Annotated in this window: 12 protein-coding genes; 3 read left to right on the top strand and 9 right to left on the bottom strand. The window is 32.6% G+C overall.

Features of this window, described 5'->3' with window-relative positions:
* Window positions 1–9: 9 nt before the first annotated feature.
* From AC4IFE_RS07320 to AC4IFE_RS07285, 8 genes are all read right to left on the bottom strand, one after another.
* The gene (locus AC4IFE_RS07320; RefSeq protein WP_490755974.1) at window positions 10–528 is read right to left on the bottom strand and encodes a hypothetical protein; all 519 of its coding nucleotides are present in this window, start codon (window positions 526–528) and stop codon (window positions 10–12) included.
* Window positions 525–1,736 (bottom strand): AAA family ATPase, encoded by a 1,212-nt coding sequence (locus AC4IFE_RS07315; protein ID WP_490755972.1) that lies wholly within the window; start codon window positions 1,734–1,736, stop codon window positions 525–527. The genes AC4IFE_RS07320 and AC4IFE_RS07315 overlap by 4 nt, the downstream gene beginning before the upstream one ends.
* Window positions 1,737–1,769: 33 nt before the next feature.
* Complete coding sequence (gene map, locus AC4IFE_RS07310; RefSeq protein WP_490755970.1) at window positions 1,770–2,579, bottom strand: type I methionyl aminopeptidase; 810 nt, start codon at window positions 2,577–2,579, stop codon at window positions 1,770–1,772.
* 170 nt (window positions 2,580–2,749) lie between these two features.
* Window positions 2,750–3,181 (bottom strand): BT0820 family HAD-type phosphatase, encoded by a 432-nt coding sequence (locus tag AC4IFE_RS07305; RefSeq protein ID WP_490755969.1) that lies wholly within the window; start codon window positions 3,179–3,181, stop codon window positions 2,750–2,752.
* A gap of 92 nt (window positions 3,182–3,273) precedes the next feature.
* Complete coding sequence (locus AC4IFE_RS07300; protein WP_116011830.1) at window positions 3,274–4,254, bottom strand: acyl-ACP desaturase; 981 nt, start codon at window positions 4,252–4,254, stop codon at window positions 3,274–3,276.
* A 152-nt stretch (window positions 4,255–4,406) separates the two neighbouring features.
* The gene (gene gpmI, locus AC4IFE_RS07295) at window positions 4,407–5,948 is read right to left on the bottom strand and encodes a 2,3-bisphosphoglycerate-independent phosphoglycerate mutase (RefSeq protein WP_490755966.1); all 1,542 of its coding nucleotides are present in this window, start codon (window positions 5,946–5,948) and stop codon (window positions 4,407–4,409) included.
* 376 nt (window positions 5,949–6,324) lie between these two features.
* Window positions 6,325–7,119, bottom strand: a complete 795-nt coding sequence (locus AC4IFE_RS07290) for a phage tail-like protein (protein WP_490755964.1) — start codon at window positions 7,117–7,119, stop codon at window positions 6,325–6,327.
* Between the two features lie 667 nt (window positions 7,120–7,786).
* On the bottom strand, window positions 7,787–9,220 hold the full coding sequence (locus AC4IFE_RS07285) for a tetratricopeptide repeat protein (RefSeq protein WP_490755962.1): 1,434 nt from the start codon (window positions 9,218–9,220) through the stop codon (window positions 7,787–7,789).
* 525 nt (window positions 9,221–9,745) lie between these two features.
* Between AC4IFE_RS07285 and AC4IFE_RS07280 the strand changes: the two genes are divergently transcribed.
* The 3 genes from AC4IFE_RS07280 to AC4IFE_RS07270 all read left to right on the top strand — a co-directional run bounded on the left by AC4IFE_RS07280 (window position 9,746) and on the right by AC4IFE_RS07270 (window position 11,204).
* Window positions 9,746–10,168, top strand: a complete 423-nt coding sequence (locus tag AC4IFE_RS07280) for a transposase (RefSeq protein ID WP_490755960.1) — start codon at window positions 9,746–9,748, stop codon at window positions 10,166–10,168.
* A 16-nt stretch (window positions 10,169–10,184) separates the two neighbouring features.
* A complete protein-coding gene (locus AC4IFE_RS07275) occupies window positions 10,185–10,508 on the top strand; it encodes a helix-turn-helix domain-containing protein (protein WP_223559670.1) in 324 nt (107 codons plus the stop codon).
* A 372-nt stretch (window positions 10,509–10,880) separates the two neighbouring features.
* A complete protein-coding gene (locus tag AC4IFE_RS07270) occupies window positions 10,881–11,204 on the top strand; it encodes a translation initiation factor (protein ID WP_040999102.1) in 324 nt (107 codons plus the stop codon).
* A 2-nt stretch (window positions 11,205–11,206) separates the two neighbouring features.
* Here the strand turns inward: AC4IFE_RS07270 and AC4IFE_RS07265 are convergent.
* On the bottom strand, window positions 11,207–12,154 hold a 948-nt coding region (locus AC4IFE_RS07265), incomplete at its 5' end, for a leucine-rich repeat domain-containing protein (RefSeq protein ID WP_490755957.1).

Below are 12,154 nucleotides of genomic sequence, written 5' to 3'. Positions count from 1 at the left end.
AGTAAAAGTTTAATCAATTTTGTATTTATTAATAAAGGTTTCATGATCAATAAAAGATATTTTGTTATAAAACCTTTTATAATGATTAGTCCATTTTAGTTGCTTAGCAGAGAATGCGTTAAGTAAAGTTGGCTTATCAGCAAATGCTTCTTTATTAAAGACAAACTCATAATTTAAGGAAAGTTCCGATAGTTCATCTTTGGATATACTGAGAGAATTTTCGTTAAGAAAATTATAAAAAGTAACATAACTTTCAATAACCTTTAGCCTTAGTTCTCTCAAAAATTTTCTATCATCATTTTTCTTACTCAAGTTTACATCTTTGAACTCTACGAAAACAATTTTTTCGTCATTGATTATTAATGTATCACTTGTTTTTATATCAGAACAAACTTTATCATAATTATAGCTTTCTTTCAGAGAATTTATCATCGAAGATTTTGTATTCTCCTCATAACATAATTCTTTATAGCTTTTCTTATCAATATTATTCTCAACTACTGTTTTAATATTTTTTATTCTACTCATTCTATATCCGATATTTTAAAATGAGCTTCTGAAATTGAACTTAATATTGGACTAATATTTTTTGAAACATCTATAATAGTTGAGTTTAAACCATCTTTTGATTTTTCAGAAAAATAGAAATTTGTCTTAGAAACAAAATCATATTTTTCCGAATATGCTTTTAATGCTTCAATAAAATATGGACTATGCGAAGTAAGAAGTATTGGAATTTCTAATTTTTTACTCAGAATAACTAAAATCTCTGCATATAAAACTTGCCAATTTGGGTGTAAATGAATCTCAGGTTCATCAATAATTAACAATGTCCTTGAATTTAATTGATTATTTTTTAATAGCAGTTCAATAAGCCCAAAACCTTTTATACCTTGAGCTACATTTTCAATATTAATATCAATTCCGTTTTTTTCATATATAACACCTTGGAAATCATCCACAATAAATTTACCATTTATTATTTTAGAAATTATATTTATTATTTTATCTTGCTCACCCTTACATTTTTCATCATCTCTGATAAAACTTGATTCATTTGCTAACGCAAATTTTAAATGACTTCTTCTATCTCTGGAAAATCGAATTTCATAGCTTATAGAATCCTGTAAAGTTTTATCAATAATTGATGGACTCTCAATAAAAAATGCATTATCAAAAAAGGTATTGATATTATTATTTAAATCAGTAAATAAATTGTAAGTTAGCGTTGCAGAGCCTTCTAGATCTTCAATATAAATTCTTGTAATTCTATCCTCTTCAAATACAGAACCAATTTCATCATTAAATTCAGCCTGTAGATAATTAAATATCTCCCTTTGTTTATTTATAATTCCGTTAAACTCCAATGCCATTTCATATTCAATAGCTTCAGCATATCTTTTTAACTGCTTATATTGTAACCCCTCAAAATAATCAAATGTATTACGTACTGTATCAACCCAGTCTGCATTAATTCTATTTGTTTGAAAAAGTGGTAGATCAATGGATTTATTATCTTTAAGTATTTTTAATATATTTTGATAATAGCTTCTTATTGTATCATTCTTTTCAGAAATAAAAATGTCTTCGTCAGGATTAAGACCTCTTATCAATGAATAAAAAACTTTACCTATAGTACTTTTTCCCGAATCATTAGGGCCTGCAATTAAAGATATCCCATTAATTTCTACCGTTGCATCTAAAATTATTCCTACATTTTGGATAGCTATTTTCATTTTATATTTTTAAATAGTGTTATGTAAAGATAATTAAAAATCCAATTGGAATGGCTTTTCTTCATCACTTACGATACCTAAAGCCTCATAAACATACTTGAATGTGGAGAGCAGCACCGGTTTCCCGTTGATCACCGCTACATCATGCTCAAAATGGGCAGAAGGCAGGTTATCCAAAGTAGTAACCGTCCAGCCGTCATTATGGAATTTTACCTTTTCCGTACCCAGATTTACCATCGGCTCGATAGCAATAGCAAGACCGTCTTTGATGACTTTTCCGCTTCCCTGTCTTCCATAATTCGGAACCTGAGGATCTTCGTGCATTTTCCTTCCAAGGCCATGGCCTACAAGTTCTTTCACCACCCCATATCCTTCTTTTTCACAATGTGCCTGGATCGCATGGGATATATCCCCTATTCTTTTTCCTCTTACACATTGCTCGATCCCTTTGTAAAGGGACTCTTTGGTTACCTGCAATAGTTTTTTAACTTCAGGCTTCACTTCCCCGATCTCAAATGTATAGGCATGATCTCCTACAAAACCGTTGAGAATAACTCCACAGTCTACAGAAAGAACATCTCCTTCTTTAATAATATCACTATTGGGAAAACCGTGAACAACCTGATCGTTTGGAGAGATACATAAAGAATTAGGAAAACCACCATATCCTAAAAAAGCAGGTTCTGCGCCATGATCTTTAATGAAATCATGGGCGAGCTTATCAAGGTGTAAAGTATTGATTCCCGGTTTTATTTCCTTTGCAAGCATTCCCAGTGTTTTTGAAACCAGGTGCGCGCTCTCCTTCATCAGGCGGAGTTCCTCTATTGTTTTTAATTGAATCATTCTTTTAGATGTTAGATATTAGATGTCAGATATTATACTACAGCTTAATGTATATTTTAACGATAATAATATAATAGCCTCCTGAACATCTATGGTTTTCTGATAAATTTAAAAAAAAGAAGCAGCATGAAAACTAATTTCTAATCTCTAGCTTCTAACTTCTAAACACTCTACCAGAAAAGTCCTTTTTTCTTTTCTTTTTTAAGTTTTGAATAGGCCAGAACTTCTTTTCCTTCTACACGGAATTCTATTCTTTCCTGGATAATATTGTAGATTTCACCCCAACCCGGAAATCCTCCTAAATTTCTGTCATCAATGAACCAGTCTGCATCCAGTTTTCTGGACTGATTTTCAGAATCAAAAACCTCTCCTTCAAAACTGGAATTGACAGCATAAAATTCTACACCGTTATTTCTGCAAAATTCTACAGCTTCATCCAAAGTCTTTCCGTGTCTGTATGTCCAGAGAATTAATCTGTATCCTTCTGCCTGAAGTCTTTTTAATGTTTCGAAAGCAAAGATTTTTGCTTTACCAATTGCCGGGTATGCATCATCAACAATAGTTCCGTCGAAATCAACAGCAATTTTCTTATTATTTAACATTTTGTCTTTTTTTTAGCTTTGCAAAGATAAGAAATAAAAAGAGTGCCGAAAACGTTGGCACTCTTAAGTTTTATAATTTAATGTTTGTAAAGTTAGCCTTTTACCCACTTAAACTGAAACTGTAAATCCGGAGTTGAAATTCTGTCTGTGATTTTCTGAAGTCTCGCAGGCAGTTTCATCAGGTATTCCTGAGCTTTTTCAGCTTGTTCGGTAAGTCCTTTCACATGCTCTATCTTCCATTCATCCAATAAGTCTTTCATGATATTGATGTAATCCTGACCTGTATATACCATGCATCTTTGTGCTGCATCTGAGAAATGTCCCCAAAGCTCTCCGGCTTTTTGTCCGGACTGTCTCATCATGTGAGCAGGCATTACGATTTTTTTACGCATCATATCTTCAAATGCGAGGATCATTTCTGATGGGTCTATTTCTAAAATTTTAGCAACGAAATGCTTGTAAGCTTTTGCGTGTCTGGCTTCGTCTGCAGCAATTACACCACACATTTTTGCTAATTTTCCATTTCCGGACTGTTTTGCCAATGTCCCCACTCTTCTGTGCGATATATTGGTAGCAGTTTCCTGAAAACTTGTATAAACAAAGTTTCTGTACGGGTCCATGCTTGTTCCCAAATCGAAACCGTCATTAATTAAATATTGAGTGGTAACTTCAAGTTCTCTCATATTCACTCTTCCGCACAAATAAAGGTATTTGCCCAAAAGATCTCCATGTCTGTTTTCTTCACCAGTCCATGCTCTTATCCAGTTGGCCCAGCCCACTTCTTTCTGCTCCTGATCTATTCCGTCTACTCCCATTAACCATGATTCATAAGATGGTAAAGCTTCTTCTGTGATACAGTCACCGATCAAAGTTACAAACAAATCATAAGGCATTTCACGGGCAAAAGTCTGGATTTCTTCCAGATCATATTTAAAGTCAGAACTTGACGGATCAGGAAGATAATCGGAAGGCTGCCAGATTTTTTCAATTGGCGTTAAAAATTTATCCAGAAAAGAACCTACTTCCTTTTCCAATATTCCCATTACTTCTTTTCTGACAAGCTTTTGATACATCTTACTATATGGATTTTAATTTACAAAGATATGATTTATTTATTATTTGCAGCATAATAACCTATGCAACTCATACGATGACTGACATAAATCATACAAAAATGCCGCCATCTATACCATAACGGCATTTTTCTGACAATATTATTGAATTTTTAACTCACTAAGATATCTCCTGTCATTACTTCCGGAATCTCTACTCCCATTACTTTTAAGATGGTCGGAGCTACATCTCCCAATTTTCCCGGCTTCAAATTCCAGGTATGCTCTTTATCCATTACTATAAACGGTACAAGATTCGTGGAGTGCTGTGTATTTGGTGTTCCGTCCGGGTTGATCATTACATCTGAGTTTCCGTGGTCAGCCAGGATAAATACGGCATAGCCATGCTCATACGCTGTAGTTGCCACTTTTTCAATACACTTATCTACTGTTTCGGCTGCTTTTACTGCGGCTTCAAAAACTCCGGTATGGCCTACCATATCTGTATTGGCAAAATTCAGACAGACAAAATCCGCTGTTCCGTTTTCTAATTCGGGCAAAATGGCATTGGTGATGTCATAAGCAGACATTTCCGGTTTAAGGTCATAAGTCGGAACATCTTTCGGACTTGGACAAAGCAGTCTTCTTTCACCATTGAATTCTTCTTCTCTGCCTCCTGAGAAGAAAAACGTAACGTGAGGGTATTTTTCTGTTTCAGCAATTCTGATCTGCGTTTTGCCGTTTCTTTCGAGGATTTCTCCCATTGTTTCCTTCAGTACTTCTTCATCAAATACAACCTGTACATTCTGGAAGGTCTTATCATAGTTTGTTAAAGTAATATAATGAAGGTTCAGCTTACGCATAAAATATTCCGGAAAGTCTTTCTGGCAAAGAACTTCTGTGATCTCACGTCCTCTGTCTGTACGGAAATTAAAACAGATCACTACATCACCGTCTATGATTTTAGCTACAGGAACTACATTTCCTGTTTCTGTGCTGTTGATAAGGATAATAGGTTTCAGAAACTCGTCGGTTACATTATTATCATAGGAAGATTTAATAGCAGCCAAAGCATCTGTTGTCTGCAGCCCTACTCCTTCTACCATTGCATCGTATGCGAGTTTTACACGTTCCCATCTTTTATCACGGTCCATTGAATAATATCTTCCGATTACTGTTGCCAGCTTACCTACGGTAACCTCCATATGATTTTGAAGCTCTTCTATAAACCCAAGCCCTGAATGCGGATCACAGTCTCTTCCGTCTGTAAAGGCATGTACAAAAACATTTTCGTGCAGCCCAAATTCATGTGCGGCGGTCAGTAAACCTTTCAAGTGGTTGATATGGGAATGTACCCCACCATTGGAAACCAATCCGATAAAATGAAGCTTTTTATTTTCTCTTTTAGCATATTCGAAAGCATCCTGAATGACCTGCTGCTGTCCCAGTGTTCCATTTTCAACAGCCATATTCAATTTTACAAGATTTTGGTACACGACTCTTCCTGCTCCTAAATTCATGTGTCCTACTTCAGAATTCCCCATCTGTCCTGCAGGAAGTCCTACAGCCAATCCACTGGCTTCAAGTGTTGTATGTGGAAATTTTTGGTAACAGCTGTCTATAAATGGAGTGTTTGCTTTGTCTAAGGCAGACACCTCTGGATTTGTTCCCAGTCCCCATCCGTCAAGGATTGCTAATATTGCTTTTTTTGACATTTCTTATAACTTTTTGTTACACAAATTTACCTAATTTCCGATGAATGGAAGAATTTGAAAGGCTTAATTTGAAAACATTCATACGTATGTAAATTAATTAAGTAAAAGAGCTGCAAAAAAGTTTTAATCTTTTCTTGAGATTTAGTGGGTATTAAAGATCTATTTTTACTATAGTAATAAAACTGCCGCAAAAATACGGCAGTTTTACAAGATCCATAAAAACATTTATATCCGGAATGTTCAGAATTTTTCAAAAATTATCTAATAAGTTTTACCCCTAACCAGATTTTGAGGGAATATCATTTGTGAACTTAGAATCTAAACTACGTGTTGAATTGCTAGGTTGAGGAGTAAAACAATATATTATTAACCCGAATTAATTCATTTTAAAAATTAATAATTCTGTACGTTTAGCAGATAATGTACCATTTGGGCCACTACAGTTTCCGGACGCCCCTCTACCTAATGTTATTTGCCATGTTTTTCCAGCCGGAATATCTGCTGTATAAGCTATTACACCACCATGATTACTAGCACCTCCTATATTATGAGAAGCTGTACTATGTATCCTATTAGTACCTGTTCCTTCTGGGAAGTCAACCATATAGGAACTGATAGAGCATCCAGCAGCATTATGATCGCCTTCATAAACAAATTCCAATTTGTAAATCCCGGCAGGAAAAGTAATAGTATAATTAGTAGTATTATAGGTCAGTCCTGGAATTTTATTAGTAACCATAGACATTGGGATGATTACAGTACTTCCTGCATTTACTCCATTTAAAAAATTGGTCATATTATTATCTAACCTAAATACTGCAGGCGCCATTACTGTCGAAGGCAGATTACCTTCATCAAGCATTAATTGCCATTTATTGGCAGTGGTGTTGAACTTATAAAAATTGTCTTTTTTAACGGGATTAGCTCCTCCTGCATCTACCAGATTATAGACTAACAATCCATTAGCGGGATTAGGAATAGTGGTAACATCAGTATTTCCCGTTAATGATACTCTAGGGATTAATAATCCCTTATTAGTGGAGACTATATCTAAAATTGAAGAGGGATCAGGTGTTGTGGTATTTATCCCTACCTGTGAGAATAAACTTACAGAAGATGCGACCATGGCAAATAACAATAAAAGTTTTGTTTTCGTTGTGCTTTTTTTCATTGTGTTTTTCTTTTTGTTGTTAATATTTATTTTAAAATGTTTTGCAATTTCTTTACAATCGATCTTTATTCAGAATAGAATCATGACTCCGTTTCGGATTGTTAATATCTAATGGGGACTATTCTTAATTAAAATTTGAAACAAAGGATCCTATAAAATGTCTTTCCAAACATTTTTTTATTTATTGAAAAGTTTTTCCAACCATTTCAATGTGTCTATAAGTTTTTGGTGTATCTGATTGCCAAGTTTAAAAGCAATCTGTTTATTATTTTTTTGTTTTGTGTTTTTTCATTGGATTCATATTAAAAAGTAATCTTTTGCATGCGGCGGTTATCTGATAATTCTTATTATTACAACCAAAAATAGCGTTACTACTTAATTAATTTTCCAACTGTATTTTTCTCATTTGTGTATCGCTTAAAAATCTTGATACAAATTTGAATTATTCATCTGATTATTCAAAAAAAACGGATATTACACGGATATAACACCAAAATAAACCACTGATAATCAATGCAAAATAGCAACAATGTATGAATCGTATTATTTTGATTTATTTTACTCTTTTCTTTAGCACCTATAGAAAAAATGAAAATCTTCACCATTCATAGGCTTAATTTTATAAAAACTACGGCAAAAAAGTTATATATAATTCTATTGAATACAATCAGTTACTATTGATGTTTTTCATCCAGATATACAGATCTTCTCCTGAAGAAATATTCAGCCTTTTTCTCAGTCTATTCTTTCTGATCTGTATAGACTGAGGTTGTACGAATGTATAGGCAGCAATGTCTTTGGAAGAAAAGTTGAGAAATAATAAAGCACAGAATTTTAATTCGCTGTTTTGCAATTGAGGTTCAATGTGTAGCAATTTTGGAAAAAAATCAGGGTAAACCTCCTGAAATCTGGTCATAAACTCCGGGTCATTATTTTTAGCCAATTGAATCACTTCTTCAAAAGCAACATTTAACTTTTGAGTCAATATTTTGGTTTCCTCTTCTTTTACATTGAGAATTTTATTCTTTTTGTGTATTCTATTATTTACCAGGAAGATCATAATAATGGAACCTGTACCTACTATACATATAATATAAAGTAAAAAGTTATTTCTATCTTCTATTGGCTTTTGTTTTTCTTCTACCAGAAGGTCGACGGTATCTTTCAGATTCTCATTCTCAATTGTCTTTAAACTATCGCTAAGAATATTATATTTAAGCGTATATTTTTTTTCATTATCTGCTTCACCTGTTTTCTCGTATATCTCGGATATTAAACCATATAATTCCAAAAGCTTTTTCATATTCTTTACTTTTGCAGCGAGCTCTATTGCTTTTTTATAATTCGCAATGGCTGAATCATACTCTTTTTTCGCCCCATTAATTTCCCCTAAAAGTTTAAATGTTCTAAATTCATTATTACCCAGAACAATCGGTACAGATTGAGCTGATTTTATATAAAATTCTGCAGAATCAATTTTATTTTCTTTAAGCTTTGCTTCAGCTAGAATTAACAAGGCGACTTTTAAACTTGTATTCAAACCTGAATTCAGGTTTTTAGGTTTTTTCACTTCTTCAATAACTCTCTTGCAATAATAAGTAGTAGAATCATAACTCTTTTTCTCAATATGATTTTTAGCCATTTCAACCAGGGTCATTGCATTTGAGGAATATCTGGTAGAATCTATTTTTATATTATTTGCCAGTACTAGATTCTTTCTGAGCTTTTTCAATGCTTCATCATACATTTTAATTCCTTTATAATTCATGCTGTATAATAAATTCATAGAAATCTCTTCATCCTCGTCGTCTAAATTTTTAAACTCTGATTCCATTAATTTCAAATAGTAATTACTTTTATTATATCTGTATTGCATAGAAAAAGCAAGAGCTAAATTATAGCACGCATATACTTTTCCTTTTGGATAGTTGATATGCTTTGAGTCTTCCAGTATTGAAAGATTTAATTTGATCATATCATCTGTTTGTCCTTCAAAAAGAAGAGCATTAGACTTTTCCAGTCTGTTATCAATAGCTTTTGTACTAATCTTTTGCTGAGCAAGCAAAAACAAAGGAAAAAAGAAAATAAGTAATTTCATCATGCTTTAAAGGTTTTATTCAATTGCAAATTCCTAATCAAGAAAAACAAACAAATTATTTATATAATAATATTACGTTTATAAATTTAATAATAAATTGAAAAATAATTTACTTTACTCACAACATATATGCATTTTATATAGGTATTGGTGTTTTTTTCTAGAATTAATAAGTAATAGCAACTTTATTTTTGACAATGTTAAAAATTCACAGATGAATATTGCACCTTTTAAACTATTACATAGGTATTACGCAGGTATTACATTTACTATTTTTTATGATATGTACTCATCTCAAGAAAATCTGCATTTTCTGGTAAAAAGAAATCAAGCACATAATAATCAATACTATTAATAGGAATACAATAAAAAAATGGCAAATGTAATACATAGGTATAGTCCATTTATTTGCGCTACTAACCACAAAGATGTAACATTGTGAAAATTTTTGATAAAAATAAGTGATCCTTAAATCATTATTATTTCCGCCAATCAAATTTTAAATAAAGCTTTTATTGAAAACACAAGATGATACCAGATCTCAAAGAAATTTATCTCGGACAACTAATCAAACAAAGAGTTTCAGAATGTGACATTTCTGTAACCAGGATAAGTAAGTTTCTTCAATGCAGTGAAGAAGAAGTCGAAAAAATATATGAAAAAAAATCTGTAGAAGCAGATGTACTTTTAAAATTAAGTAAGTTACTTGAATACGATTTTTTCCGGGTATATTCTCAACATCTTATTCTATATTCTCCACAGGCATCGATGAAATATAAATGTAATAAAACACAATTGCCCTCTTTTAGGAAAAATATTTATACGAAGGAAATTGTTGAGTTCATGCTGGATCTTTTAGAGACACGACAAAAATCCAAGACACAAATAATACAGGAATATGGAATTCCTAAAACTACCCTTTACAAATGGATAGCCAAATATCAAAAATGAAAAAAATTATAGAAGCATGATTAATACTCCTAATTATAAAAAGATTTATATTGATATCTTAGATCAAAAGTATCCTCAAAAAATATCTATATGCCAAAGAATATTAAATAAAAAAAAGCTTTCTACTCTGGATATTATTGCATTAAATAAAATAATATTTGGTGAGCAGGACAGGGAATCTATGACCTTTAACCAAAGGCATCGTTCTTACTGTGAGAAAACAATAATAGAAATTCTTGACTATCAAAAGAAATATAATCTTAATAATACTCAAATTGCCTTACATTTTAAAATGAGCCGTAATAGTCTTACAAAGTGGAAGAAAAAATATCTTGTTTAGATAGTAATTTATAACCGTTAAAGGTTTATCTAAAAAATCTTCAAATTTCATGTTATTGTTCTTTGCATATTCTCTGATATACTTCTGTAAAGGATTTTGTTTAGAGATTTCCAGCGTTCCGTATCTTTAGTTTAAAAAACTGTATGTAATAATCTGTCTGAGCTTTGGTAATTCTAAATGCTAAAAGAAGGAATGCAAATGTGTGGTTTGCCATATTAATTTTAGATATTCTATCAGGTGGTCAAAAATATAAAGCTTATGTTGAAAGAAAATTTTCATACATTTTCTATTTAATTTCAATCAACTTTCAAAAATTGAAATTTGGTTTATTATTTTCATTCATTAATTGCCAAATCTTTTTAATTTTGCTTCATGGATTTAAGAGATCAGTTAAAGAACCTTTTTCCTGAACATGAGGAGCAGGATTTCGAAATGCCTAAGGAAGAATTTAAGCAACAGGAACCTTTGGTGTGCAAATTTGAGAAAAAAGGAAGAAACGGTAAGCCTGTAACGATTGTTGAAGGCTGGGAAGGAAGTGAGGAAGATTTAAAGAAAATCTCAAAGAAAATAAAAACCACCTTGGGAATAGGCGGTTCAGAGAAAGACGGAACGATCATTATTCAGGGCGATAATCGTGATAAAATAATGAATATCCTTAAAGAAATGGGATATAAAACCAAAAGAGTCGGCGGATAGATTTAGAAATAAATCTGGGTTTCCGGCATCAGGTTTTTCAATCGTTCAATCTTATTTTTTTCTATAGGGTTTCCTGTGAGAATAAGGGTTTTCAGCTTTTTCAGCTGTCCTATTTCAACAGGAATATCTTTCAGGTTATTATTAGCCAGATTCATACTGACTATATTTTTCAGTCCTTTTATTTTAGGAGATAGCTCTGTGATATGGTTACTGCTTGCATTCAGAAATTCAAGGTTTTGGGCTTTAAACAGGTTTTCCGGAAGCTTTACAATAGCATTCTGCTGCAATTCCAGATATTTTAAATATTTAGGGAAGGAAAGATTTCCAAGGTCATTGATCTGGTTCTCAGATAAGTTCAGAAATTTTAAATTCTTAATTCTGTATAAACGGTCCGCAATGATGCTGATCTGGTTTCCCTGAAGGTTAATTTCTTCCAGGGCAGGTATTTCCATCAGTGCTTCGGGAAAAACATTGAGGTTATTGGCATCAAAATGTACTGCTTTTAAATTCTGAAGCTTTGCAACATTGGGGTTAATGCTTGTCAGGCCGTTGAGATTCATCGAGAATGAATTCAGCTTTTTCAGGTTTCCAATTTCATCAGGAATATATTTGATGCTGTTTTCATTCACATTTAAGATCTCCAGCTTCGTTAATGCAAAGATCTCCTTATCCATTTTTTCAAGCTTATTTCCCATGATATTAAGGAAAAATAAGGATTGCAGCTTTGAGATGTGAGGAGGCAGGTTAAAAAGTCCCTTTTCCCTGAAACTCATACTATAAACAGTTTTTTCACTGTTCAGCGCTTCATCAATACTGGTAAATGTAGGATATTTCACAGGATCTATCTGTGCTTTTATATAGCAGAGAAAAAAAACGGAAATTAACAGGACAAGCTTTTTCATAGAGTAAAAGGCTTCGGCGGCGGCAAAGCCGCCGCCGAAACCGGATTT

It is taken from the genome of Chryseobacterium sp. UF-81, assembly GCF_058245105.1.
Note: the sequence above shows the minus strand (reverse complement) of the source record. Positions and strands in the feature narration are given on the sequence as shown.

Coding starts and splice junctions, on each gene's coding strand:
- AC4IFE_RS07275 (WP_223559670.1), top strand. CDS start 10,185: ATGATTAATACTCCTAATTATAAAAAGATTTATATTGATATCTTAGAT.
- AC4IFE_RS07305 (WP_490755969.1), bottom strand. CDS start 3,181: ATGTTAAATAATAAGAAAATTGCTGTTGATTTCGACGGAACTATTGTT.
- AC4IFE_RS07320 (WP_490755974.1), bottom strand. CDS start 528: ATGAGTAGAATAAAAAATATTAAAACAGTAGTTGAGAATAATATTGAT.
- AC4IFE_RS07285 (WP_490755962.1), bottom strand. CDS start 9,220: ATGATGAAATTACTTATTTTCTTTTTTCCTTTGTTTTTGCTTGCTCAG.
- gpmI (WP_490755966.1), bottom strand. CDS start 5,948: ATGTCAAAAAAAGCAATATTAGCAATCCTTGACGGATGGGGACTGGGA.
- map (WP_490755970.1), bottom strand. CDS start 2,579: ATGATTCAATTAAAAACAATAGAGGAACTCCGCCTGATGAAGGAGAGC.
- AC4IFE_RS07290 (WP_490755964.1), bottom strand. CDS start 7,119: ATGAAAAAAAGCACAACGAAAACAAAACTTTTATTGTTATTTGCCATG.
- AC4IFE_RS07300 (WP_116011830.1), bottom strand. CDS start 4,254: ATGTATCAAAAGCTTGTCAGAAAAGAAGTAATGGGAATATTGGAAAAG.
- AC4IFE_RS07270 (WP_040999102.1), top strand. CDS start 10,881: ATGGATTTAAGAGATCAGTTAAAGAACCTTTTTCCTGAACATGAGGAG.
- AC4IFE_RS07280 (WP_490755960.1), top strand. CDS start 9,746: ATGATACCAGATCTCAAAGAAATTTATCTCGGACAACTAATCAAACAA.
- AC4IFE_RS07315 (WP_490755972.1), bottom strand. CDS start 1,736: ATGAAAATAGCTATCCAAAATGTAGGAATAATTTTAGATGCAACGGTA.